The following is a 26,446-nucleotide window of genomic DNA, read 5'->3' on the forward strand; positions in this document are numbered from 1 at the left end:
CAAACTGCTGAGAGCAGCATCGTCTCTTCAAGCAGTCCAACAGTTCCAATACGCATTCAATCAAATAATAAAACGGAGCCATCTCCATGAACCGTTACTTTGCCCTGCTGGGGCTACTCGTGCTGGTCTATGGCAGCGGCTGCTGCCTGACACGCTGCTGTACCAAAACTTGCTGCTCTTCTGACGGCAAAACATGCTCGCCCGAAGTTAAGGAAATCGAAACGGCACACAACTGTTACGCCGACAAATGCAAAGACGTTTGCATCCCGGCTGTCCGTTTTCCTTGGGAAGATTGCTGCGATCCGCTTCGCTGTGGCAAGGTTCGCTCGGTTAAAGTTCTTACCAAGTGGGAATACAAATGCCCAGACAGCGAAGTCAAATGGAACGTTGTCAACTCCGGCTGCGGCCCCAACGGCTGCTATGGTACGGGCGACTGCGGATGCAGTAACCAAAGTGGCGGTGCCTGTGGCGTGATTGCGACGCCCGCACCAACCGAAGCTCCACGACCGATGCCGCCGGTTGTTACTCCGGAAGACCAATCTCCTTCAGACGTTCCTCCAATGCCGCCGATGGTGATCGAGCAAGCCACGTTTTTTGCTCCAGCCATCTAACGAGTCTCCCTCCAACTTAGACTCAGAGGAATTCGCATCGCCCTTGGAGGCTTCCCCAACTCCAAGGGCTTTTTTCGTTCGAAAATAAAGGAAAAGGGTTCCCCAGCGAGCGGTACTAAATACGTCCTGTCCCTTTCTCGGGACCGGCTTGGGTGAGGTCCTCTTCCCAAGCGATCAAACCGAGTAAAATGGCTCGCCATGAGCGAGAACATTATTCAGATCGAGTCCCCGGAAGATCCGCAACTGCTGCGTTATAAGCGGGAGTTTGAACGGAAAAGTCACACGCGTGACGGATACTTTGTGGCGGAAAGCCAGTTTCTGGTGCAGCGGCTTTTAGAGAGCGACTTCCTGATCGAATCGCTCCTGGTCGATGGGATCGAAAAAATCCCTTCCCTTCCACCTCACCGGCTCGGTACGTTTCCGATCTACGTTTTGTCGCGATCCGATATCAAGCAGCTCGTTGGGTATAATTTTCATCGCGGGATCATGGCCTGCGGTCAAAGGCCTCCCCGTCCTTCGATTGATGGTGTTCTGCCCACGGATCGAGCCAACCAGTTGACGGTCCTGGCCGCCTCGAAGATTGGCGACTTCGAAAACCTCGGTTCGATTATTCGTACGGCTTGTGCGTTTGGGGCGGATGCCATCTTGCTTGATGAAGGTTGCGCCGATCCGTTTTCCCGCCGTAGCCTTCGCGTTTCCACAGGGCACGCCTTTAAAATTCCGATTGTCGAATCGACCGATTTCGGCGCAGACTTGGCCAAGCTACAGTCCCTCGGCTTCGAGTCATTCGCCACCGTTCTTTCCACAACGGCCACTCCCTTAGCAGAAGTTACCCGCGCGCCGCGAAGTGTTTTACTAATGGGGAACGAGGGATACGGGCTAGAAGAGAACACGCTCGCCCATTGCAATCACCAGATAACCTTACCGATGCGACGCGGTAGTGACTCGTTGAACGTAGCGATGGCGACCGGGATCTTTCTTTATCACTTCTGCTACTTACAGGGATGCGTTACCAGCGGATGATTTCGCCGGAAACAATTTGCCGCTGCCCCGCCGAGGTTTGCACCAGCAGCGATCCATTCACATCGATTCCATGACATTCGCCAGTCAATTGTTGCGTACCCTGCATGGTTTCAATTTGCCGCCCAGTTAGCAAGCAGTGTTCTCGCCAATAAGCAAGCAGCGATTCCAGGGACGACGCGTTCGCTTCCGAGAGCTTCTGATATCGCAAGAGAAACTCGAGCAGAATCTCTGGCAGGAAATGGCGTTGATGCGTGATGTCGGTCAACGCGATCGCTTTTTGCTGGACGTCTGGCGGAGCATTTTCCAGCGAATTGTTAACGTTCACACCAACCCCAAGACACATCACCGGATTAGCGAGTTCTCGTTTTTCGACCAGAATCCCGCATACCTTCCGCCCGGCTAAGTAGACATCGTTCGGCCATTTCACCTTGAGCAGTTCGGTATCGGCGTACTGCTCTAGCGTCTGACACATGGCCACACCGGCTATCAATGAACTGCGTGGCCAAGCGTGTGGCTCGATCGGTGTATTCGCTTGCGATAACAACGCAGAAAACGTGAGCGCACCATCTCCGGCGAACCAACTTCGTGCCCCCCTGCCCCGCCCTTTGGTTTGCTGGCGGGCCACAAACAAGGCCGGCATGCGATCTTGGTATGCCTCGATATGCTCTAGCGCATAGTCGCTTGTCGAAGGCAACTCTGCGAAGACCTTAACGCAGGCAAAGTTTGCCACGCGTTCGATTTCAACACGGACCAAATCCGGAAACCAATCACTCATCGGCTAGTTCAACTTAATCATCAAGTCACCTGTTTCGACCTGACTGCCAGGCTTGACCAAAACCTGCTCGACCGTACCCTCGACTTCCGCGTAGATGGTTGTCTCCATCTTCATCGCTTCTAACGAAAGCAGCTTTTGCCCCTTGGCAACTTTTTCGCCAGGCTCGACGGCAATGGTTACGACCATACCTGGCATCGACGAGCCGATTTGTTTTGGATCGTCGGCATCCGCTTTTTGCCGCTTAGGAACATCCGACTCCAACGATTGGTCAATCACACTCACTTCGCGGGGCTGACCGTTCAACTCGAAGAAGACGACACGCGAACCGTCGGGGTGCGGATCGCTGATAGTGAGGAACTTCACGATCAGCGTCTTGCCCACTTCGATATCCACTGCCAGTTCTTCTCCTGGTTCCTGACCGTAGAAGAAGACCGGCGTCGGCAGACCGCTGACATCACCATAATTCAACTCGTGCTTGGCAAAGTCTTCATAGACTTTGGGATACAGCAGATACGATACGACCTCGTTGCGTTTCGGCTTACGGCCCAAGAATTTCTCGACCTTGGCTTCCGCAGCGACAAAATCGGCGGGCTCGAAGCTTTCGCCAGGACGTGTCGTGAGGATGGGTTCGTCTCGCATCACGCGTTTTTGCAAGGCTTCCGGGAAACCACCTGGCGGCTGGCCCATGCGTCCGCCGAGCAAGTCCTTGACCGAAGCAGGAAACGCGAGTTCCCGCTCTGGGTTCAACACATCCGCAGGGGTCAAATCGTTGGCGACCATGAATAACGCCATGTCACCGACGGCCTTCGAAGTGGGAGTCACCTTGACGATGTCCCCTAACATCTCGTTGACCTGGGCGTAGATTTCGCAAATCTGAGACCATTGATCGGAAAGCCCCAACGCGTGTGCTTGTTGGAACAAATTGGTGTACTGCCCGCCTGGCATTTCGTGGCGATACAAGTCCGCCGTCGCCGGCAACACCGTACTTTCAAACGGCGTGTAGAACTCTCGCACCGATCGCCAATATTCAGCAATTTCATCAATTGCTTTGGTTTGAAGCTGGCTTTCCTGCGGTGTGCCACGCAGCATTTCCACCACCGTGTTCAAGTTGGGTTGCGAGGTTCCGCCAGAGAGTGGCGCCATGGCGGCGTCGGCGATATCGAGCCCAACTTGAGCACCTTCCAAAATGGAAGCGGCCTGAATCCCGGCGGTATCGTGCGTGTGAAAATGAATCGGCAAGCCAATTTCTTCTCGCAAGGTCTTGATCAACTTGCGAGCTGCGGTTGGCTTGCAGAGACCGGCCATATCTTTAATGGCGAGGAAGTGGGCCCCCATCGATTCCAACTGCTTTGCCAAATCGACGTAATACTTCAGATTGTACTTGTCTCGCTTCGGGTTGCTGATATCGCCGGTGTAGCAAATCGAAGCTTCGCAAATTCCTCCCGCCGCAATCACGGCCTCCATGGCAACCTTCATGTTCGGCACCCAGTTCAGGGCATCGAACACGCGAAAGATATCCATTCCGGCCTGAGCGGCTTCTTCCACGAAAGCAACAACGACGTTGTCCGGGTAGTTGGTATAGCCGACCGCGTTCGATGCCCGTAGTAACATTTGGAACAAGATGTTTGGCACACGCTCGCGCATGTCAGCAAGTCGCTGCCAGGGCGATTCCTTGAGGAAACGCATCGTCGTATCGAACGTTGCCCCGCCCCACATTTCCAACGAGAACATCTCTGGGCAATTGCGGGCGTAAGCTTCTGAAATGTTCAACAAGTCTTTCGTGCGTACACGCGTTGCCAGCAAACTTTGATGGGCGTCGCGAAAGGTGGTATCGGTGAACAGCAGTTGCTTCTGATCGCGAACCCACTGGGCAAACTTCTCGACACCTAGTTCCTTGAAGCGGTCGCGCGATCCTTGAGGGTTTGATTGGTCGGCCACAAGTGCCGGTGTGGGGGCAGGATCTCGTCGCTTGGAGATCACGCGATCTTTGACCAGCGGATTACCATTCACCGCGACATCCCCCAGGAACTTAAGCAATTTGGTCGCTCGGTCGCGCCGCGGGGTAAACTCTAGCAGTTCTGGCGTCTGATCGATGAAACGCGTGGTGCATGTCCCTTCGATGAACTTAGGGTGATTCATCAAGCGGATCAGAAAAGGAATATTCGTCTTCACGCCACGCACGCGGAACTCTTGCAGCACACGGTTCATGCGGCGGGTGGCATCGACAAAACGGCGTCCTCTGGCGGTCACTTTCACCAACAGCGAATCGTAATACGGATGGACGACCGCACCACTAAACGCGCTTCCAGCATCCAAACGGACCCCCATGCCAGCTCCGCTACGATAGTGCGAAACACGACCATAGTCGGGCAAAAACTTGTTCGTAGGGTCTTCCGTTGTGACACGGCATTGCAAAGCAAAACCAAACGGCACGACCGATTCCTGCGTCGGAATGCCGATCTCCGGATGATCGAGCGAATCTCCTTGGGCAACCAGAATCTGAGCTTTTACCAGATCGATCCCGGTGATTTCTTCGGTTACGGTATGTTCGACTTGGATGCGTGGATTCACTTCAATGAAGTAATACTCGCCCGTTTCAGCATCGACGAGAAACTCGACCGTACCGGCAGCGTAGTATCCAACGGCTTTGCCAATGGCGACGGCCGCATCGCACAATCCTTGCCGGATTTTGGGATCGAGACTAGGTGCTGGCGCGATCTCAACCACTTTCTGATGACGGCGCTGCACGCTGCAATCGCGTTCAAAGAGGTGAACCAGATTTCCTTGGCGATCCCCCAGCAATTGCACTTCAATATGGCGTGCTTGCTGAATGAACTTCTCGATAAAGATATCGGGGCTACCAAAAGCATTGAGCGATTCGCGTTGGGCTTCGTTAAACGCCGACTCGAACTCCTCGGCGGTTCGTACGACACGCATGCCGCGGCCCCCGCCTCCTTTGGCTGCTTTTAAGATAATGGGAAAGCCCATTTCTTTGGCCACCTTCAGGCCAGCCTGAGCGTTTTCGATCGCGGCATCGCTACCTCCTAAGATGGAGACACCTGCCTGCTTGGCAACGCTGCGTGCGGCCGTTTTGTCGCCGAGCATTTCCAAACATTTTTTCGAGGGGCCGACAAAGACGATGCCATTCTTATCGCAGGCATCGGCCAAGTCCGGATTCTCGGACATAAACCCATAGCCAGGGTGAATCGCATCGATGTTGTGTTCTTTACAAAGCCGAATTACGCCGGGAATATCGAGATAAGCCCGTACCGGCTCGCCCGGCTGGCCAATGAGGTAGGCTTCGTCCGCTTTGAAACGGTGCAGCGCAAAACGATCCTCGTACGAATACATTCCAACCGTTCGAATCCCCAGTTCGTGGGCGCTGCGAAAAATTCGGATGGCGATTTCACTACGGTTGGTTACGAGAAGCTTGCTGATTTTTTTCATGGTTGGCCGTCGTGTCCACTACGAATCCCCAAGACTCGGGGAAACGATTAGAGAATCATGATATGAGGTGAGGCGAACCAGTATACCAGAATCGGGGGCCCCGAATCGAGCGTAGGTAGCTGCCGATGCCGGCCTGAACGGGGAACATTTGGACCGATTAAACGAGTTGATCCAGTTGTTTCCTTCCCTCAGATTCGTCCGAACGGCTGTCTGCGCAAAAAAGAACGGGCACCTGGCCCGTTCGAAAGTGAATTTAGATTTTCCGCGTTTGGTCACCGGCTAGATACGAAAGCTGCTCCCGGCCGGCTCAGCCGATTCTTCGTCGTTGTCGGTCACATCGCTCAGCTTTGCCCCAGGATCGCGGAAGCGATAGCCTACACCCCGAACCGTTTCGATCAGGTCTGCGAATTCAGCCATTTTCCGTCGCAGAGCTCTCACGTGAACATCAATCGTCCGCTCCATCACAACGGTATCTTCTCCTAACGCAGCATCGATCAACTCCGAGCGATCGAACACTCGCCCCGGTTGGCGGGTGAGGGTTTCCAGCAAACGGAACTCACTGCGAGTCAGTTGCAGCGGCTTGCCATGCACGGTGGCACGATGGCGCCGACGATCGATCGTGACTCCTTGACTGGAGACGACATCGGTCGTGGGCGTTTCTTCCCCGCGTCGGCGACGCTCCAACGCTTTGATCCGTTCCAGCAAGACTTTCACGCTAAACGGCTTGGTGACGTAGTCGTCTGCCCCCAGCGAAAAACCGATCAACTGGTCCGACTCTTCTGCTTTGGCAGTCAACATCAATACCATGATGTCTTTCGTCGCAGGGTCGGCTCGCAGTCGGCGGCAAACTTCCAGACCGTCGACGACCGGTAGCATCAAGTCGAGGATCACCATGTCAGGCGTTTTTACTTGTGCCTGAGTCAAACCATCCTGACCATCGTAAGCCGAGAGTACGTCATAGCCAGCTTGACGGACGTTGTAAGCCAACACGTCAGCCAGAGCACGGTCGTCTTCGACAATCAGAATCTTCATCCGGGCCATTTTTTTGGTCCAATTTCAAAAATCAAAAAGCCTGTTTCAAAACCCAAATGGGACTTAACCACTTGCCAAGGAACCATTGGCGCCGCTTGAAAAACGATGCCGCACGATCGTTCCTTTGACCATATAAATCACGTCGTCCGAGATATTCGTCGCGTGGTCGGAAATTCGCTCGATATGCCGACTTGCCGAAAAGCAATGCAGTGCCGGGACCACTTGATCGGGACGATCTTTCATCGTCTTTTGTAGTTCTTGAATAATCTCTTCGTTCATCCGATCGACTAACTCGTCGGTGGCCCCCACGCGAGCCGCTGCGACACAGTCCATGTTGACAAACGAATCGAGTACATCGGCCAGCATCTCTTTGGCGATATCTGCCATGCGTGCCAAGCGGGGTGGAATGACAAACGTGGGATATTCGATAACCGATTTGGCACGTTCGGCCAGATTGACCGTTAAGTCAGCCATCCGTTCGAGGTCGTTGTTGACTTTTAACACGGTAGCGATGCGGCGTAAATCGACTGCGACTGGTTGATGCAGGGCCAGTGCTTTCAGGCACTCTTCCTCAATCTGCACTTCTCGCTCGTCGACGATAAAATCAAACCCAATCACTTCATCCGCCATTTGAGCATTCCGCTCAAAAAGCGCCCGGGTCGCCTTCTCCAGCATCTCTTCCACAACCCCTGAGAGCGACAACACCTCGTGATGAAGGTGATCTAAGTCGCGTTGCAGGTGAAGCGGCATTGTTCAGAGGCTCTGTGGTTGTAGATTGCTGCTCTAGTCAGGAAACCGAAACCAATTTCCTCGCAGAGCAAATGAGGTGCTTTTGATAACCTTAATCGTAACGAGCGATTGTTAAGACAATGTAAATCCAATTGTTAATTTGTTAGAATGCGGCTTCTTTTCAGATGAACCGTGAAGACAGACCCCACATTTAGGGTGCTTTTCAGTTCAACACTCCCCCCAAATGAGCCCGCCAAGTGCTTTACAATTGAGAGCCCCAAGCCAGTCCCCCCCATTTCGCGGGATCTCGCTTTATCGACCCGGAAGAATCGTTCGAAGATTCGATCTTGGGCATCATCCGGGATACCGATGCCGTGATCTTGCACCGAAATCGCCACTTGGTCTCCCTCGGCTTTCCAACGCACCACGACATCTCCTGGTTTGCCGGAATACTTCACCGCATTGTCGATCAGGTTACCGACAATCGTTCGCAGGCCTTCTTCATCCGCCCGGACGTAAACCTCGTCGTCTTCGGCGGACTCAACAACCAGGCGAATCTGCTTCGCTGCGGCTTTATCTCGAAGCGTATCGGCACACCACTGGGCGATATCGGCAACGTTGACATCGGTGATGTCAAACACTTCCTGGCCTGCTTCCACACGGGCAAGTTGCAGCATGTCCATGATCAGATCATGCAATCGATCGCTTTGATCGGTGATTTGGCCCAGAAAGTAATCTCGGTTCTCGGCATCATCCACAGCCCCCATGTGCAGCGTTTCGGCATAGGCTCGAATGGCGGCCAAAGGGGTTTTTAGTTCGTGCGAGACATTGGCGACAAACTCTCGGCGGAGGTTTTCCAAACGGCGCAGTTCGGTCATATCGTGCAGCACCAGCACCACGCCAGGACAAGGATCGCCAGGCAGGCAGTTAGCATGAATGTTCAGCACACGACGAAAGGGAGAATGAACCTCAAACTCCATCGAAACAGGCTTGCCTGTGGAAAGCGTTTGCTGCACCGATTGATCTAAAGCTCGATTACGCGTGACTTCGATCAAAGGACGCCCTTCCACCTTTTCAGCTCGGATGCCTAACAACCGCCGCACGGCCTGATTTGCCAGCAACACAACCCGATCGGAGCTTACCGCAATCACCCCTTCGACCATGCTACCTAACACGGTTTCGATACGATTCGCCTGATCGCGCAGTTCCGCCTCGCGCTTCGTCACGGTGTTGGACATGACTTGAAATTCACGAACCAGTTGTCCTAATTCATCGGGTGAGGAATTCCAGAGGTTCTTCCGTTCTCCGCGTATCGCCAACGATTTGCAGGCGTCGATGAGTTCGACTACGGGATCGAATAAGCGAACTTCCAGGGCTCGGGTAAGAAAGACCCCTACCACGATGGCTCCCATCGCAATCGCTGCCACCACGAACGAGATCGTGCTACTCGAACTATTGAATTCATCCTTGGGTAGTCCAGCACGTACAAAGGCGATCGGTTTTCCCTGGCGATCGACTCGTTGCACAACCATCTGCATCGTGATGTCTTGGTCGGGCAAAAAACGCTGAGCATAGCCAAATTCTTCCCGCGCGGCTTCGCGGAACTCGCCTTGGTCGCGCAGGCTGGGCATCCGCCGTGGCGGATTCAACGAGTCGGCCAACACGCGCCCGCCAGCATCGATAATCGTGAGATAGGTCCCTGTTTCTGCGGCGGCCTGGGAAATTTGTTTTTGGAGCAGTTCTTCGTCGAGGGATTGGCTGGCTTCGTCTTTCCAAACGGTGACTTTGACAAGCTGAACAACCGTTTGCAATTTCTTGATACGCTCGGCGCGAATGGCCGCGTTACGTTCCAGCCGGGCTGCCCAGGTCATCGCCAAGAGGGACACGAAGCTAATCGTGACCAACAAGAGCAAGATGTAAGTTCCAATTCGCGACCGTACCATGACGTCTCGTTACCAATCGTCTCCATGAAAAAGCCATTGTGTATGATAAGCCGAGAGAGCCCTTTCAGGAGGGGCCAACGCGGGTAGATTTGATGAAGATCCATTCATAAACGGCCATACACCACTTCGGAGACCCGCAAAAGGCCTTCGATCTAACGAAAAAAGGGCGGCTCCGCCATGCGGACCGCCCTTCCCTGATTTCAAAGTTGGTTACAAAACCAAACACGATTGCTTAGATCGTGATCGATTCGCCTGGCATTGGAATGATGTAAGGCGATTGTTCCAACTGCTTCTTGACCCCTTCTGGGTCTGGCTTGACCGGGGCTTCGTCTTGCATGCTGGTCAACTTGTCGAAGTCGGCCAGAGCAATTTCCGAATTCAAAGCGTCCTGGTACTTCAACACCTGACCACCCTTGCCGCTGTGACCACCGGAGTAGGTCGCCATACGCCCGAAGATCGCCGTCATGGTGCTATGAGCACCATATTCTGCTTCGTTCGGACGTTCGCCCTTCCGCAGCACCGCGAACAGGTCATGGTGTTCTTCCTGGTGACCGTTACGACCACCTTGGCCGTAGCTCCAAACCAGGTCTCCCTTGGCATCGTAGATTTTGCCGCCGCTGATGTCGGCGTAACCACGCGAACCATGGGCATGCTCGGAAACACTGTTCCAGCAGCCAGGGATGTGACGGCACGAGCTGAGCATCTTCACACCGTTAGGGTAGGTGAATTCGATCATGTGGTGATCGTAGATTTCACCATTGTCGGCACCCTTACGAACCTGACGACCACCCATGCCTTCGGCCGACTCTGGTGGACCATCCATCAGCCAGTTGATGACGTCGAGATTATGGATGTGCTGCTCAACGATGTGATCTCCGCACAGCCAGTTAAAGTAGTACCAGTTTCGCATTTGGTACTCGAGTTCGGATTGCGAAGCGGTACGGTTACGGGTCCAAACGCCGCTCGAGTTCCAGTAGGCTCGGCAGAAGATGATATCGCCGATCGCGCCATCCTTCAGGCGGTTGATCGTTTCGATATAGGCCTTTTCGTGATGGCGTTGCAGACCAACGGCGACGGCCAGGTTCTTTTCCTTAGCAATCTTGTTGGCTTCCAGCACGCGGCGAATCCCAGGCGAATCGGTAGCAACCGGCTTCTCCATGAAGACGTGCTTGCCCGCATTGACGGCGGTTTCAAAATGGAGCGGACGGAAACCAGGAGCAGTGGCGAGAATCACCAAATCGATGTCCGAGTCGATCACCTTCTGGTAGGCGTCGAAACCAACGAACTGACGATCGGCTGGCACATCGACTTTCTTCGCGTGACGCCCAGTCAAAGCACGCAGGCTTTGCGAGAGTCGATCTTCGAATACGTCACCCATGGCGACCAGTTTGGTTTCGCCTTCGGTGTTCATCGCTTGATCAGCAGCACCGGTACCACGACCGCCGCAACCCACCAAACCGATCTTAATTTGGTCGCTACCAAAAGCGTGGGCACTTTGGGCGATGCTTAACGAACCAGCGATCGCACCACCGGCGACTAGCATCGAGGAACCGGTCTTAATGAAATCACGTCGCGACGTCTGAGTCGCGTCCGATTTTTTATTCGATTCTTTCTTGGACATGAATGGAGACTCTCCGTATTCGAGAAATTAGAAAGGGGCGAGGTGGGAAAAATCGACGTGCGTGCTACCGTGAGGGTAAGCTATATAGCATACCGAAACGTCGACCCTATTTCAATTATTCCCAGCACAGATAAGGGCTTACGTAATATTTTACGTAGTCCCTAACTATTTTTTCCGAGGAACTTTCCATGGCAAATCGCCTCGTTGCTGACAGTACCTTTTGGGGGACGTTGGGGGGCATGCTCTGTGTGCTATTACCATTGGCGAGCGCGGAAGAGGCTTCCCTTCTTACGGTTTCTCAGTTGCACATGGGGACAATGGTCCGCATAGTCGCTGACTGCGACGACGCCGAAATCTTTCAAAAAGCGACCACGGCGGCCTTTGCACGCATTCGTGAGATCGAGCAAATTTGTAGCGATTACCGCAATGATTCCGAGGTCTTAATTCTCTCTGCAAAATCTCCGACCAGCCAAGCTGTCCCGGTGAGCGATGACCTGTGGTATGTCCTTTCCCAGGCCCAAGAGGTCAACCAACAGTCGCGGGGCGCCTTCGATGTGACGGTGGGGCCGTTGACCAAAGAGTGGCGTCGATTCCGTCGCCGCAATCAATTGGACGAAGATCGTATCAAAGCGGTACGCGCGGCTATCGGAGCCAAGCACTTGAGGCTTCATCCGGATAAGCAAGCCGTCAGCCTGGCCGTGGCGAACATGCGAATTGACCTGGGAGGGATCGCCAAAGGCTATGCCATCGATGCCGCGATCCAGGTGCTTTCGGAACATGGGATTACACGTGCCCTGGTCGACGCTGGCGGCGATGTTGGCGTTAGCGCGGCCCCACGGGGCGAGCCAGGTTGGAAAGTGGGAATCGCTGGACTCGATCCGAAAGCCCCTCCCATCTTGGTTACCCATCTCACCCACGGCGCTGTGGCCACTTCGGGCGATGCCTATCAGTTCTTAGAACACAATGGCAAACGCTACTCGCACATTCTCGACCCACGAACTGGGTATGGTGTCGCCCATCGTGGCACGATTACCGTGTTCGCTCAGAACGCAACTCAGGCCGATGCTTGGGCATCCGCATTAAGCGTGCTGGGGCCGCAACCGGCAGCAGAGGTCTTAGCCGATCGGCCCGAAGTGGCGACGTGGATGGAAGTGCTTATCGGCGAAAAGCCGACGACCTGGACGAGCCCGAACCTAGGGAATTGGCTTAGCGAACACTCAGCCAGCGAAACAGAATCAACCCCATAAAAAAATCGTGTTGGTAACTAAGCAATGTGCTACCAACACGATTTAAGTTTGTTCTAAGAAACGCGACGGTCTTAATTGCTGTTGGAAGCAACCGATGTCGTTTCGCTGCTGGTTTCTTCACCAGAGTTCGCTTCTGGCCGGGTTAACGTTACATCGGAGGCGAACACCCAAGCCTCGTTGTTATCGCCGTTGTAAAGGTGCCCCTTCGCTTCGACCAGATCCCCCACGGAAGCGAACGCCAGATCTTTGGCTTGAACATGGGCAACCGTTTCGTCCGAAATCTGGAACAGTAGCCGATGTAGCGAACCAGCCGGTGTCTTCAAAACCAGGCGATTGCTGCGCAAACTCGACACGACTGCCACGATCGATTGACGTTTTTCAGCGACGACCGGATCAGGCTCGAACCCGGGAGGAATCGTTACGATATCGAGTTCTTTCAAGGTTTCGACGCCACGGCCGGCTTCGTTGACCTGACCCACCAAACGAACTCCCATGCCAGGCTTCAACCAACTGGCCGGAACATCTTTCGAGATTTCGATTCGCGACACCCCTGCAGGGTGAACCGCGACCTTCTTGAGCTTGCCATCGGCTTGTTTCACAAAAAGCTGCCCCTGGCCAACTCGCATCACAATGCCTTCGATCTTTCCTTCAGGCATCTTGTTAATATCGAGGCGATTTTTGGCAACCGGCACCATCACCTTCTTGCTGTTCCCGAGACAAGACCCGGTCATCCATAGCTTTTCGTAATTGGCCTGAATGTCTTGCGATTTGTAGAACACCGGCCAATTCAGTGACCCATCTTCGGCGATTGGCGGCTCTTCGACTTGCGGTGCATAAGGATCGTAAGGCGCTGATTGAGCGAAAAGAGAGGAGGAGACGAGACCAACAAAAGCCAACGCTGCCCACGCCGCCATGGGAGAATTCTTATACATATTGTCTCACGATGTCATTGATGTTTTATCTAGAGGGAGCGGGGGTTCTTTGGATCTCCCAAAGGCCTCATCCTACATTACCTCGATATTCGCTTCAAACCATCCATCTGTTATTAGTCAATTCATTCCACTTAAATTCACCTGCCCATACAAACCATTCGCATGCTAATCATCTACGTCCCCTCGCGGGCTCATGCACTCCTCTTTTAGACGCCAGCAACCTGAACGCTTATCGCCGATGCCGTTTGCGGTTGCAGGCGATGCATCTTGGCGGTTCCTCTTCTATTGAATTTTTCCTCCTACCGAGCCGTGCCATGCGACATTTGCTGTTAATTCTCGGAGACCAACTCGATCGAGATTCGGCGATTTTTGATGGCTACGATCCCCAGCAAGATCTACTCTGGATGGCCGAAGTCGATCACGAAATCGCGAATGTTCCTAGCCATCAGCAGCGGATCGTCCTGTTTCTTTCAGCGATGCGTCATTTTCGTGACGAATTGGAGGAATCTGGCAAGCAGGTCGCCTACCATCAACTGACCAGCGATCCACGAAAAGACCAAGGCAAGACATTCGGTGATCTACTGCGGAGAACGTTGCAAGACGAGCAGCCTGCGGCCATACGGGTTGTTTTGCCTGGCGACTACCGGGTGAAACGTGAACTGCAAACGATCGCTCAAGCGCATCAGATTCCGCTCGACATTTTGCCCGATCTTCACTTCTATGCCACGGTGAACGAATTTCACAAGTTTGCTCAGGGGCGCAAGTCGCTTCTCTTGGAAACGTTTTATCGGCAGATGCGAAAGAAGCACGGTCTGCTGATGAATGGCCATCAGCCGCTGGGCGGCCGCTGGAACTACGATCACGACAACCGCGAACCGCTTCCCAAGCGTGGCCCTGGCAAAATCGGTCGCCCCACTTCGTTTACCCCAGATAAGATCACGCAAGAAGTGATGGACTTGGTGGAAGCACGTTATGCAGATCATCCTGGCACAGCAGAAGGTTTCGACCTGCCGGTCACAACTGGCCAGGCAAGACGAATGCTGGCCGATTTCGTTGGTAAGCATCTGGCAGACTTCGGTCGTTACGAAGATGCCATGTGGCTGGACGAACCCTTTTTGCATCATTCTCGCCTGTCGACCAGTTTGAATTTAAAACTGCTCAATCCGCGAGAATGTGTTGCGGCCGCGATCGAGGCTTATGAAAACCAATCCGCCCCGTTAGCCAGCGTTGAAGGTTTTGTCCGGCAAATCGTCGGTTGGCGGGAATTCATTCGTGGTATCTACTGGACCCACATGCCAGACTACGCTGAGTTGAATTACTTCCAGCACGACGCAGCCATGCCTTCGTTCTTCTGGGATGGTCAAACCGACATGCAGTGTATTCAGCAGTCGGTGAAGCACGTTCTTCGTTTCGGTTATGTACATCACATCCAACGCTTGATGGTCCTGGGCAACTTGTCCCTGACGCTTGGTGTCGATCCTTACGCGTTCCATCAATGGCACATGGCCATGTATCTCGATGCGGTCGATTGGGTCTCGCTGCCTAACACCTTGGGGATGAGCCAACATGGCGATGGCGGGATCGTCGGCACGAAGCCGTACGCATCCACGGGCAATTACATCCACAAAATGAGCAACTTTTGTGGCAACTGTCGTTACAACTATAAGCAGGCCGTGGGAGACAATGCTTGTCCAATCACGACGCTCTATTGGGACTTTCTCGACCGCCACTACGACCAGTTGGCGAATAATTCTCGCATGAAACTGCAGCTAAAACCTATCGAGACCAAGCGAGACACAGGAGAAATCGAAGCCATCCGCCATCAAGCGGCCCATCTACGTCAAACGTGGCAAGTTTGAAGCCACACCCTCATCTGTTTCCCCCAAATTGCTTGGTTCAAACGCCAAGTCGGAAGGGGACTCTCGCCAGCGATAGGGGTTAGCGGTTACGATAAGAGCTTCTTCGCGCTAAAGTGAACATACCCCAGAGCCTTCGGCACTTGTCCGCTGTGGCCTGCAGGTCCTGTTCACTTCGCACGGCTCCACTTCGACACCAGTAACCGTTTTCGATATCACTGACTTCGCAAATGTCGAATACCTACAAGAACGAATGGGAAACTCGTCTGGAAGCACTCTTCGCCCAGGCTCCTTCGCTGGCGCTGATCGAAGAACTTTTTGCCCGGCTGGAAGAAGTCAGCATTTGCATCAAAGATCTTGAAGGACGTTACCTGAGCGTCAACGGTGCGTTTTTGCGAAGTGTTCCGAAGTGGCGCCGCGAAGATGTGATCGGCAAAGATGTTTTCGATTTGTACCCGCAAGCCTTAGCGGTCGGCTACCAACAGCAAGACCAGCAGCTTATGACCAAAGGGCAGAACCTACATGATCAGCTGGAGATGATCACCAATCCAGATGGCACGCTGGGTTGGTATATTACCAGCAAAGTTCTGGCCAAAGATGTTACCGGAAAAGTAATCGCGATTGTCGGCATGTCGCGCGATCTCCATGCTCCGACCGAGAAAGCCAAACGCTATAGCAAAGTGGCGGTGGCCCTGAAGAAGATTCAAAACGAATATGCCAAGCCGCTGCGAGTGCAACAATTGGCCGAAGAATCGGGACTATCGGTGAGCCAGTTCGAACGCATTATGCGGTCGATGATTCAAATCACGCCGTCCCAGTATTTAATTCGCCAACGCGTCGAAGCGGCAGCGGTGCTGCTGCGAGATAGCGACAAGAAGATTGCTGCTGTGGCAATGGATTGCGGTTTCAGCGATCAACCATCGTTCTGCAAACAGTTCAAACGCGTCACTGGACTTTCGCCGCTGAAGTATCGCAAGATGACGCGTAGCGAGAGCTAGAGCGTTTCCCAGCAAGGCATCGCCACCTTGCCTGTCTCTCGACAATAGGCCTCTAATTGGAAAGGTCTAACACCAACGGCTCGGGCGCGGTGTCGGTGACCGATATCTTCAAGTCGGACGATTGAGGACTCGCAAATTTCTTGGGCAGCAAGTTCTTAGCGGGTCCCATCTCGCGGAAAGCGGCAATTGCTTCCTCCGGCTTCATTCCTTCCGGCAGCTCGTGTTTCTCCATCTTGCTTACTGTGATGACATAATCCCCGGGAACGACACCTTCCGCCTGCTGCTTGGGCGAGAAATACGTTTTCACCGAGAACTTACCTTCGGCATCGCTCTCGGCGCCAGCAGATCGCACCGCTGGATCGCTTGACACCAAGGTGATGTTCGCTCCTTCGACGGGCTTTCCCTTGTAGGTAACGGAACCAGTCACCGGGTACGTCTTGGGAATGTCACTGCCAGTACAACCGACAAGTGAAGCGACGACAACAGCCCCTAGAAACAGTGACATTCGCATGGTTAGATTCCTTTTTAATTGGCAGGGTGAGATGAATGCTAGTCGCGCTTTACGTTGGAAAATCACTTTCCCGCGAGCGATAAGACTATTGATATCTGCGCACGTAATCCAACATGGCTACGGACCTATTTGCCACGAATCCGGGGCTTCCGTTGGTCGCCCCAATTGAATTGCTGGCGCAGAACTTAATAAGAAGACCAGGACGGCTCGCTACAGGAGCGGCCCTGACAATCGCCATAAAGTCAGACGATATCTAGTATTCGCCAACCACTTGGCCATCGGATTTATCTCCCAAGCGGGCGTACGTCAGACGATCGAGTGTTTCCGCGAGAAAATGGACCGATCCGTCTCCCATCACGAACTGACATCCGCCAGGATGAGCCGATTTGAAGCCGAAAATAGCGTTCCAATTGTTGCTATTATTATCGAAGCAAGTCTGGGTACCGTAGGGACCTTCGTTCGGACATGTAGGAAAGTTAATCGGAGCAGTGGTCGCGTACCACAGCGATTCAGGCCATGCCCATCCCCAGGGAGCATACAGATTGCATTCCATCCGAACCTCACCCATCAAGATCGTATTGGTCGTCCCATCGCGTAAGTCCCGCAGGTTCGCGCTGTAAGGCGTAAAATAACCCCGGCCAAACGCCCCGGAAACCTGTTGCTGGCCATAGTCGGAGCGAACGTTACCGCGATTGAACGGATCCTCGCCATCGTTGTCGGTGTCGAGTCCCAGCCCAGTCGGAAAAGCCCCTGCCGTAGACGCTAAGTTGCATCCGTGTGCAGACTCCATTTTTTGGGCGCCGATGCTAGGGGCATAGCTGGCACGTATATACGACGTAGTAGGATCTGGGGAGTATACGCCAGGATCACTAGGGCACTGATAAGCGGCAATCACGTGCTGGCCGACCGGCTTTCCATTCACCGGATAGATGGTCAGGTTGTTATTCGTGAGATCGATTCCGTCAAACAGCGAATTCTGCTCGATGAATGGCAGCAACCCAATGAAGACACACATGTTCTTCCCGCCATTAACATCAAACCAGTTCATCGGGAATTTTTTGTGAATGTCGTGGTAGCTGTGCAACGCCAACCCAAGCTGCTTGAGGTTGTTTTGACAACTCATTCGCCTAGCAGCCTCTCGCGCCTGCTGAACAGCCGGTAAGAGCAACGCAATCAATACGCCAATAATGGCAATAACAACAAGGAGTTCCACCAACGTGAATCCCCTGGGGCCCCTATGGGTACGACTAGACATCGAGCAGTTCCCTCTAAACAGTAAGAATGAGTGGCATAAATTAGTTTCCAAGAGGTAAAGAGAAGAAACCCCACGCTATCAAAACCCGATCTGCAAAAACACATGAAAACAGCAAAAAATAACGATTTATCCAACATTTTGCCCAAATCGCAATTCACTTATATTTAATTCAAAGCAACCATGAGAACCTTTGCAGCCTTTATGCCCTATCCTCAACAGAATTCACCAATATCGCATTACTCACCTTAAACGGGATCCAATAGGGCAATAACACCACGCCGCTTAATTCATAGAAGGATTAAAATAGCAGCAATTAACCTAGCAAACGCTCTTCAGAAGAATACAGAACCGCTAAGACCCATTTTGCCAAACCACGGCCAGGTAGAGTCGGAGTCGCGAGGCCCTGTTTGCTTGCTGAGGACAAAACGATCGAGGCCAAGAAATGCCACAGAGCCATAAAACAACGGCAAATCGGCCCCATTTGATGAGGTTACCGTTGATTATTCGGTGCAGATTGTCCCTAACGGCTCGCCTTTGGTATCACGCGGCCTCGACACGCTCCCCAATTTGCCATTCTACGGACGCCCCCGTGATGGGGAGTCTCGCACGCGCGCAGGCAGACTCAAAAGACAAGACTATTTCAGAACTTATCCATTACTTACGACAAAATTAATCTGAAATAACCCATCGCAGTCAGAGAGGCCCCCCCTCGGAACCAAGGTGCTACTCCTCGTTTTCAGTGGAAGCTTCGGCATCCTGCTGCGACAGCAATGGCCGGATCAACTCCAGTGGTAGCTCCACTTCTAAGATATGACCCTCTCGATCGACTAAGAGCTTCGTTGGGTCGGAGAACTGAGTGATTCGATCTTTGAACTGCGTCGCGTCCTGAAATCGCTGGCCATTCACTTCGTAGATTCGATCAAGCGGCTTTAGACCAGCCAATGCGGCAACCGAGCCCGGCGTGACGTTGGTTAACATGATCGTCTCGGGCTCCGCTGCGTCGCTCGTCCAGGCAATTCCGACCGGCGCAGGATTCAGATCTAATTTCACAGGCAAAATCAGGGGTTCGGCTTCACCCTCGCGTTCGACTTCCACCACCACATCGCTCGGCGCTGCTTGAACTTGAGCCAGAAAAGCCTCTTCCGTCGTAAAAGGAATGCCAGCGAACTTCTTGAGGCGATCTCCTGGCTGAAGTCCCCCCTGCTCGGCAGGTCCGGCAGGACTCACGGCAGAAATCAGCAGTCCGGTTCCCGGCTCCTGAGCTTCTGGTTTCCAACGAACCCCCAACCGCGCCCGATTCACCGCGCGCGCCACCTCGAATCGTTTTCGTTCCGACTCGTTTTCCGAGCGGCACTGCGCACGAAAAGGTTGAAAGCTCTCTCGGTTTGCCTCGGTCCAGACGGTCAGCGCCGTCAGCCGCGCGATGCGTTCGATCCCTTCATTATTGATCAAATGGGCATCGTCTTGCGGCCGATGATATTCGTCGTGCAAGCCGGTATGAAACATCAACGTCGGAATCGAACGCTGGAAGAAGGTGTAGTGATCGCTATTGTCGGTCATCTCCCAACGGAAATCGAGTTTCAAGTCGCTACCGGCATTGGCTCGGGCAATTTGCTGGCGCAGGCCGGGCATCGTCCGCGTGCCATAAACTTCGACTCCTTGCGGTCTTAGCCGCCCCACCATGTCGAGATTGATATACATCCGCACGCGTTTCCAATCGACCGTCGGATGCTCGACCCAATATTTAGACCCCAGCAGCCCAGCTTCTTCCCCATCCCATAGAGCAAACAAGATCGAATGCCGGGGACGTTCCTTCATTTCCGTTAACGCTTGCACCACTTCAAGCAGTGCCGCTGTTCCACTGGCGTTGTCATCAGCGCCGTTATGGACGTAACCAAAGGGACCAAAGCTATTCGTTCGGTTGCCGTAACCGACGTGGTCGTAGTGAGCACCCACCACAATCAAACTGCCGCTGCCGTCATCATCCTTCCCAGGCAAGATTCCCAAGATATTGCGAGACCCGCCATGAAAGAGCTGAAAATAGGTTCCGCCATCGCCGGCTGGTTTCAGGCCATACTTAGCAAACAATTGCTGCAGATAGTTGCCAGCAGCCCGGCCACCTCGACTACCCGCTGCCCGGCCTTCGAAGCTATCGTCGGCCAAGATGTCGACATGCTTTTTCACATCCGCTTTTTGAATGGTTTCGATGGCAGCAGAAAGCGACAACTCGCCAGCTACGCCCCAATTTCCCAGCGCGAACCCAACGAGTACCGCCATCGTCCCAATACGTATCAACATGTGGATAGACTCGCAAAATTCGCCCGAGAAACAGTCTTCCCCCCGGTGGAAGAGGCTGAGCTTGGGCAGTTCCGGTGCCAAAAAATCCAATTATGCCACCCTTCCGGCCCTGAAAGCGAGCCGAGTAGCTACGAATTTAGCCTAACCATAGGCCATACTTGAAAAAAGCAGGGGAGGTCCCGTTGAGAACAACCGCAAAAGTGTGTAGACTTTCGCTTTCCTCAGGAGAGATGGCAGAGTGGTCGAATGCGCCGGTTTGCTAAACCGGTGAACGGGTCAAACCGTTCCACGGGTTCGAATCCCGTTCTCTCCGCTTCCCCTTTTTTGGGGGCAACACAAGTCATTATCTGACAATGACTTACTGAAGTGTGTCAATGAATGCCACATCAACTGTGGCATTCATTGTGTCATTTAGGGCTCGATCTACGAAGCGTTCACACGAGTAAATGCTGACCCGCTTCCCTTAGCTCATACGGCACTTCCCTTTCTCTCACCGCCGCGATGCGGTCATGGACGTGACTCGCGTCAAAGTCGATATCCGACCAATCCAGGGATGCCACCTCAGGAAATGCTCCGCGACATGAGGGAGCATGAAGATTCGTTATCGGCGACTGCCTATCTCAATGACTGGCATCATCGGCGGGTGGCACTGGCAGCTAAGAAAACCTCTCGGCTTGCCACGGTGCCTTTGGCCCGTGTCTTGAGAAGCAGGGAGATGGTCCGCCAGCAACGAGCAGACAGTAATTCGATTATTGTCGGCTTCTCGGGGATTAGTGACCAACTTTTGCTACTAGGCGTACGCTTCTAGGAACCGAAACCGTAGCCAGGTCTGGGCATGATGCCGAGGCCCCCGGCGATTCAACTCTATGATGCAAGCCGTTTCAGTGAAGTGGACGAATCACAATGTTGTTAAAGGCAAGCCGACTTATCTGTCGTTTTCGAAGCCAAACGGGCCCAGTTTCTCATTGTCTTGCTTGATCTTTTCGATCGCAACGGGCATTGCCAACGAAACAAGTTTTGCAACACGGGATCGTTCCTCTTCTGTCAAGACGCCCAGAATCGCTAAGTCGAATTCGACAGACCGCCTTCGCATGATACCGTAAAATACAATAAGCTCATCATTGCTTATGCTCGTTCTGGTGAATAGCGTCGCATGGATTGCTGTAACCAGCTCTGCAATTTCTTCGAGGCGATGCATTAGTTCCGTACGAGTAACCAGGGGCTTATCAAGCAATTTAGAGTTCTGATGACGGAATAGCTCAACTAAGCCGAACTGTGACAGCCGTGTCAGCGTCGCCGGCAGATCATCACCCCTGCTCTCCGTAATATTATCTTGGCTTAGCCATGATAAGTTGGCTTGAGAGGTGAGCAAAAGCCATAAGCTCATCCGTGGTTTTGGTAGGCTGCGGTGGCTGCCCAAAGCATTGAGAAGACAGCGTCACGCAAACAACCAGGCCTAGCAACTTCGCGAAGATGCTTAAGATCGTTAGACCGTTAGAGTCGTCCTGCATTTGCCGTATATTATTCACAGACATCATTAATCACCTTTCGGACGATGGACTTATAGACCGCTGCGTCAGACTTCTACCCCAAGAAATTACCGTCCTGGCTCTCTTCATTACAATATCTCACCGGCGGGCAATCCGTGTAACCGTTTTTTCAGGGGAGGTTAGGCGTACGGCAATCGCATTCAAACCCACGGAATGATTGTTGCACCTAGCCTTCCCCATGGCAAATGCTGGCGGGGATGGCAATGAATATAAAGCTTCCGGAAGGTTTTACCGCTTTTCAAAATCTTGTAGATACCCGTACCGAGGGTAGCAGCCTGTAGCACTCGCTGTTTAGGTTGTCTCCACTCCGCTTTGCGCGACGGTGGCTAGGTGCGAGATCTACACCGAAGTCGAGTCGTTTGCTGGTGAACGGCTCGACGTGTTTCGCAAGTTTGCCTCGCGCAAATCGCGACGGAAGAAAAATGGCTAGTTGGCCACAAGAAGCGATAGAAGCGATAGAAGCGATAGAAGCGATAGAAGCGATAGAAGCGATAGAAGCGATAATCTTCGGGGGTTAAAGAAGGTTTCGAATTCGATTGCCGGGGGATTATACCCTACGAAATCGGTTGGCTGTTTGGCTGCCATTTCCAGCGTAAGATCGCGGCACTGTTGATAATGACGAACGCTTCGCCGACGTTTTGAAGGACTGCGCCGGCGATGGGGGTGATCGTTCCGGCGGATGCCATCCCGAGCATTACCAGGGTGAGTCCGGCGCCGATGAGGACATTTCGGTGGATCGTTGCCTTGGTTTTGGCCGCCAGGACCATGGCCATGGGAAGCCTGTCTAATTGATGGGTCATCAGGACGATATCGGCGCTGCGCATTGTGATGTCTGCACCGCCGACCCCCATTGCCACACCGACATGGCCTGCGGCGAGTGCCGGGGCATCGTTGATGCCATCTCCCACGACCATGACGTTGTAGCCAGCTTGTTTTTCTAGTTCCACGACCTGAAGTTTCTCGGAAGGAAGCACTTCCGACACAATCTCGTCGACTCCCACCTCTTGGCCGATCTGCTGGGCCACCGCCGCACGATCGCCTGTGAGCAGAATGGTACGTTCAACCCGTAGATCACGCAGCAACTGGATTGCCTGAGACGAATCAGAACGGGCATGGTCGGAAAGGCAGATGCATCCAAGTAGTTGTTTTGTCTCGCCTGAAATTTCGGCAGCCCAGACCATAGGGCCAGAGTGGTCGATCGACTGCGTTTCAATGCCTTCCTGGTTGAGCCAGGTTTCCCGCCCTAGGAGAATGATGCGTCCGTCTGAGCAGTGGATACGAATTCCCAAACCGGGAACCTCTTCGACCTCGTCGGCTTCCACGAAAGACAGGTCTAGTTGTTTGCCATAGCGAGCAATCGCCTTGGAAACGGGATGCTGGTTGACGGAGACGCCAGCCAGGACAGCTTGAACGACCTCGCGCTCTTCACCCGAAAACGGAACGACACGACAAACGTTTAATTGCCCGGTGGTCATCGTTCCAGTTTTGTCGAAGACCACACTATTGACCTCACTCAGTGCTTCGAGGAACCTGGCATTCTTAACCAAAATCCCGTGCCGTGAGGCAACGGCCAGAGAAGCCACCATTGCGGCGGGACCTGCAATGAGAAATGGTCCGGGGCAGCCCACCACCAAGACGGTAATCGCACGTGTGACATCGTGTGTCAGAAACAGGGTTATCCCGGCAATCATCAGGACTGCTAGAACAAAATACTTGGCGTATTGTTCTACCAGTCGCAGCACGCGAGTTTTGGACCGCTCGGCCTCTTGGAATAGATCGAGGACTTTCGCAAGCGTCGTATCGTCCCCGGCCGAGGTAACTCTTGCTCGGATCAATCCATTCAAGTTCATCGAGCCGGCGAAAATCTTCGAGCCGGGACTGACTTCTTCCGGAGTCGATTCACCGGTGATCGAAGACTGGTCGATCGCTGCATGGCCATGCAATACGGTCGCATCGGCTGGAATGCTTTCGCCAGGAGCGATGATCATCGTATCGCCGACCTTGAGTTCCGATGCCGCAATCGTTTGTTCGGTTCCGTCTTCGGCAAGCTTGCGAGCCAGATTCGACTGCAACGCTTGAAGGCCGGCAATAGCCGAATGGGCACCCAGGATACTTCGTTCTTCCAGGAAGAAGGCCACGCTCAAGATCACCGGCACAATTACCGCCGTGGCAAAGTCACCAATGGCAAACGCGGCGAGTGCAGCGATGCTTACTAACTGGGCGCTATAGTATTCCGGGGATTCGCGAAACAATCCCCACAAGGCTTCCCATAGGATAGGGGCAAGTACCAAGAGTGCAGCCGCTGCCTGAAACGCGGCCCCCAGCGATCGCTGCTCGGCAGGCATCCAGCGTTCGATCAAGATACCCACCAAGAGCAGCGATGCAGCGACCAAGGCCGTGCTGAAGCGAATGGTCATTCGCCACTTCTCATACGCGGTCAGGCCAGCATCGAGATCTGTTTGAATTCTCTTCGCAACCGAGACGGAACTCATGGTTGTTGTTCCTTGGTTGAGTCGTTAACAACAGCAGGAGACTTCTCCGCAGAACTCTTCGGAGAGATGACAATCCGCGTTCCAGGGGTAACGAACTTGAGCCGACCGACCGATTGCATGATCTCTTCCATGGCTTCCAGATAGAGACGCGACCAGACCAGTTCAGGATTGGCCAGGTACTGGGAATAGACTTTGTCGAACAGGGTGACTTCCTCGTCGGCTTTGGTGGTCACATCGGTTTGGAAGCGTGTTGCTTCATTAACCAACGTGTAACTCTCGGCCTCGGCTTGGGGAATCGTACGGGCGGCGAAGCCTTCGGCCTCTCGTTTTCTCGTTTCAATGTGGATTTGTTCGCTCTGGACATTCTCGAACGCTTCGGCCAACTGCGGCGTGGGAATGATTTCACGGAACTCAACCGCACTCACCTCGATCCCAAGGCCAAGTTGGTCGAGCCGCCTTTGAAGACGCTCACGAACGACGATTGGCAGACGCTCGACTGCGTCCATGCTGGAAGATCGTTGCAGACGTAGCGTATCCATTGCATTCCAGCCGGCGATCGTTTGGACAATCGAAGCCGCCGCCGCTTCCTTGAGCACTCGCTCTGGCTGCTCTGCTTGGAAGTGAAACGCGACCGGATCAGAGATTCGATACTTCACACGAACATTGGTTTGCAGAATGTGCTGATCACCGCAAAGAACGTATCCATCACGAATGGGATCGAGTTCGGCGGAATCAAGGCTGGCGGAACTGAGTTGCAACCGATCGATGGCGATTTCACGCTCTTCTTTGACAGGAATGCGAATGACCTCATCCATGGGATAGGGCAAAGCCAATAAGATGCCTGGTGGCTGGATCTGCTCGCCAGGCGTGTCGCCGACCAGCTTGCCGAAGCGAGTTAATAACGCCACTTCGTTCGGTTGAACCATCGTGATGCCGGAACACCAGAACAGGATCATTAACAACACGGCCAGGAACCCAATGATCCGCATGCCGGCGCCCACGCCTGCTCCGATCTGATCGGAACGACGCGAACGATTTTCTTTGGGCGGCGGTGGAGGAGAGAAGGTACGTTGCTCGCTCATGGCTGCATCTCTCCATTGGATGGCGAACTGCCGAAAGGAAGTAGGACCGTACGACCTTCGGATGCCGTTTGCGGCGAGGAGGGAGCGGCGGTTTGGGGAACTGGTGGTGGCGTGGTTAACAGATCCATGAATCCTTCGTTGGTCCGCAGGATGATGGTCGAGTCACTCCCCAGGCTGCGCTTGAGCGTTTCCAGAGATCGCCAATACCGATAGAACTCTGGGTCTTGCAGATGGGCTTGCGCGTAGATTTCCGAAACCCTCTGCTCGGCATTCGCCCGGATTCGCCCTGCTTCCAATCGACCGTCTCGCAGAATCTCTTCGCTCCTTACAACCGCGTCGTCACGAATCGCGTTGGCATCTTTTTCACCCAACGCTCGTAGCTGTTTGGCAGCCGCTTCCCGCTCGGCCTTCATTTGTGCCAGGACAGCAGCAACGTTGGAAGATTCGTAAGCAATTCGATTGATCCCGATCTGACGAATCTGAATTCCGAACTTGTCGAGGGCATCCTGCTGTACGTCTTGTAACAGTTGCTGCTCGATGCGTTCGGTTTGCAATTGAGCCGAATCGGTTGAAACTAAAGCCGAGAGGTCGTACCCGCCCATTCTTGTGTTCTTGGCGGCAGTTACCATCCCGTCGATCTTGGCGGAAATGGCCTCAACACTTCCTGCGGATTGCAGAAACAGAAGCGGGTTGGCCACGTTCCATACCACGAAAGTGGAGAGAACTACGTTGCGGCGATCGTGCGTTAGCGTTGCCGTGTAAGGCGTGTTGAAAACATGTTGACGCAAGTCGACGATGCGGGCATCCTCGACCGGCCAAGGGAGCTTAAAATAAGCGCCCGGCTCCATCAGTTGCCGAGTTGGTTTGCCAAACCGAGTGACAACTACGGAAGTCCCTTCCGAAACCTGAACGTAGCAGGGGTAGGCCACCAGCAGGAGAAAGATCGATATACCAAGGCCGATCCGCACAACTTTGGTCCAAAGCGGTGCTGCCTGAGTCGATTGAGATTCGCTTGCGTTTTCCATGAGAAGTATTGAGCCGGCG

The 26,446-nt window shown here is 53.6% G+C and carries 19 protein-coding genes and 1 tRNA gene; 6 read left to right on the plus strand and 14 right to left on the minus strand.

Translation table 11 applies throughout. The annotated features are described in order from the left end of the window. Window positions 1–86 precede the first annotated feature (86 nt). Together DTL42_RS04660 and DTL42_RS04665 are read left to right on the plus strand one after the other, a co-directional pair. Window positions 87–611, plus strand: coding sequence for a hypothetical protein (locus DTL42_RS04660; RefSeq protein ID WP_114367504.1), 525 nt, complete (start codon window positions 87–89; stop codon window positions 609–611). A gap of 198 nt (window positions 612–809) precedes the next feature. After that, on the plus strand, window positions 810–1,634 hold the full coding sequence (locus DTL42_RS04665) for a TrmH family RNA methyltransferase (RefSeq protein WP_114367505.1): 825 nt from the start codon (window positions 810–812) through the stop codon (window positions 1,632–1,634). Here the strand turns inward: DTL42_RS04665 and DTL42_RS04670 are convergent. The 6 genes from DTL42_RS04670 to DTL42_RS04695 all read right to left on the minus strand — a co-directional run bounded on the left by DTL42_RS04670 (window position 1,621) and on the right by DTL42_RS04695 (window position 11,181). Then, window positions 1,621–2,409, minus strand: a complete 789-nt coding sequence (locus DTL42_RS04670; RefSeq protein WP_114367506.1) for a biotin--[acetyl-CoA-carboxylase] ligase — start codon at window positions 2,407–2,409, stop codon at window positions 1,621–1,623. The genes DTL42_RS04665 and DTL42_RS04670 overlap by 14 nt on opposite strands. A 3-nt stretch (window positions 2,410–2,412) precedes the next feature. Further along, the gene (locus DTL42_RS04675) at window positions 2,413–5,856 is read right to left on the minus strand and encodes a pyruvate carboxylase (protein WP_114367507.1); all 3,444 of its coding nucleotides are present in this window, start codon (window positions 5,854–5,856) and stop codon (window positions 2,413–2,415) included. A gap of 279 nt (window positions 5,857–6,135) precedes the next feature. Continuing rightward, complete coding sequence (locus DTL42_RS04680; RefSeq protein WP_114367508.1) at window positions 6,136–6,897, minus strand: response regulator; 762 nt, start codon at window positions 6,895–6,897, stop codon at window positions 6,136–6,138. Window positions 6,898–6,951: 54 nt separating this feature from the next. Beyond that, a complete protein-coding gene (gene phoU / locus DTL42_RS04685; RefSeq protein WP_114367509.1) occupies window positions 6,952–7,638 on the minus strand; it encodes a phosphate signaling complex protein PhoU in 687 nt (228 codons plus the stop codon). Window positions 7,639–7,772: 134 nt separating this feature from the next. Then, a complete protein-coding gene (locus DTL42_RS04690) occupies window positions 7,773–9,560 on the minus strand; it encodes a sensor histidine kinase (RefSeq protein WP_114367510.1) in 1,788 nt (595 codons plus the stop codon). A 232-nt stretch (window positions 9,561–9,792) separates the two neighbouring features. Continuing rightward, window positions 9,793–11,181 (minus strand): Gfo/Idh/MocA family protein, encoded by a 1,389-nt coding sequence (locus DTL42_RS04695; protein ID WP_114367511.1) that lies wholly within the window; start codon window positions 11,179–11,181, stop codon window positions 9,793–9,795. A gap of 188 nt (window positions 11,182–11,369) precedes the next feature. On the opposite strand from DTL42_RS04695, the gene DTL42_RS04700 reads away from it, so the two are divergent. Next, complete coding sequence (locus DTL42_RS04700; RefSeq protein WP_114367512.1) at window positions 11,370–12,428, plus strand: FAD:protein FMN transferase; 1,059 nt, start codon at window positions 11,370–11,372, stop codon at window positions 12,426–12,428. 71 nt (window positions 12,429–12,499) lie between these two features. On the opposite strand, the gene DTL42_RS04705 is transcribed toward DTL42_RS04700, so the two are convergent. Continuing rightward, entirely contained in the window at window positions 12,500–13,342 is an 843-nt protein-coding gene (locus DTL42_RS04705) for a hypothetical protein (RefSeq protein WP_114367513.1), read from the minus strand. A 332-nt stretch (window positions 13,343–13,674) separates the two neighbouring features. Here DTL42_RS04705 and DTL42_RS04710 point away from each other — a divergent pair, with 332 nt between their 5' ends. Continuing rightward, on the plus strand, window positions 13,675–15,219 hold the full coding sequence (locus tag DTL42_RS04710; RefSeq protein WP_114367514.1) for a cryptochrome/photolyase family protein: 1,545 nt from the start codon (window positions 13,675–13,677) through the stop codon (window positions 15,217–15,219). Between the two features lie 227 nt (window positions 15,220–15,446). Further along, a complete protein-coding gene (locus tag DTL42_RS04715; protein WP_114367515.1) occupies window positions 15,447–16,214 on the plus strand; it encodes an AraC family transcriptional regulator in 768 nt (255 codons plus the stop codon). A 52-nt stretch (window positions 16,215–16,266) separates the two neighbouring features. Here DTL42_RS04715 and DTL42_RS04720 read toward each other — a convergent pair whose 3' ends face one another. The 3 genes from DTL42_RS04720 to DTL42_RS04730 form a co-directional block, all read right to left on the minus strand. Beyond that, entirely contained in the window at window positions 16,267–16,725 is a 459-nt protein-coding gene (locus tag DTL42_RS04720; RefSeq protein WP_114367516.1) for a carboxypeptidase-like regulatory domain-containing protein, read from the minus strand. Between the two features lie 253 nt (window positions 16,726–16,978). Next, on the minus strand, window positions 16,979–17,980 hold the full coding sequence (locus DTL42_RS04725; protein WP_114367517.1) for a DUF1559 domain-containing protein: 1,002 nt from the start codon (window positions 17,978–17,980) through the stop codon (window positions 16,979–16,981). 723 nt (window positions 17,981–18,703) lie between these two features. Beyond that, entirely contained in the window at window positions 18,704–20,278 is a 1,575-nt protein-coding gene (locus DTL42_RS04730; protein WP_114367518.1) for a M20/M25/M40 family metallo-hydrolase, read from the minus strand. Window positions 20,279–20,502: 224 nt separating this feature from the next. Here DTL42_RS04730 and DTL42_RS04735 point away from each other — a divergent pair. After that, window positions 20,503–20,591: transfer RNA gene (locus tag DTL42_RS04735), tRNA-Ser, on the plus strand. 612 nt (window positions 20,592–21,203) lie between these two features. Here DTL42_RS04735 and DTL42_RS04745 read toward each other — a convergent pair. The 4 genes from DTL42_RS04745 to hflC form a co-directional block, all read right to left on the minus strand. Further along, window positions 21,204–21,665, minus strand: coding sequence for a hypothetical protein (locus DTL42_RS04745; RefSeq protein WP_114367520.1), 462 nt, complete (start codon window positions 21,663–21,665; stop codon window positions 21,204–21,206). A gap of 717 nt (window positions 21,666–22,382) precedes the next feature. Further along, a complete protein-coding gene (locus tag DTL42_RS04750; protein ID WP_114367521.1) occupies window positions 22,383–24,320 on the minus strand; it encodes a heavy metal translocating P-type ATPase in 1,938 nt (645 codons plus the stop codon). Then, the gene (gene hflK, locus DTL42_RS04755; protein ID WP_114367522.1) at window positions 24,317–25,402 is read right to left on the minus strand and encodes a protease modulator HflK; all 1,086 of its coding nucleotides are present in this window, start codon (window positions 25,400–25,402) and stop codon (window positions 24,317–24,319) included. Before hflK ends, DTL42_RS04750 begins: the two co-directional genes overlap by 4 nt. Further along, window positions 25,399–26,427 (minus strand): protease modulator HflC, encoded by a 1,029-nt coding sequence (hflC, locus tag DTL42_RS04760; protein ID WP_114367523.1) that lies wholly within the window; start codon window positions 26,425–26,427, stop codon window positions 25,399–25,401. Before hflC ends, hflK begins: the two co-directional genes overlap by 4 nt. Between the last annotated feature and the right edge of the window lie 19 nt (window positions 26,428–26,446).

This window comes from Bremerella cremea (genome assembly GCF_003335505.1).
GTDB classification, from domain to species: domain Bacteria; phylum Planctomycetota; class Planctomycetia; order Pirellulales; family Pirellulaceae; genus Bremerella; species Bremerella cremea_A.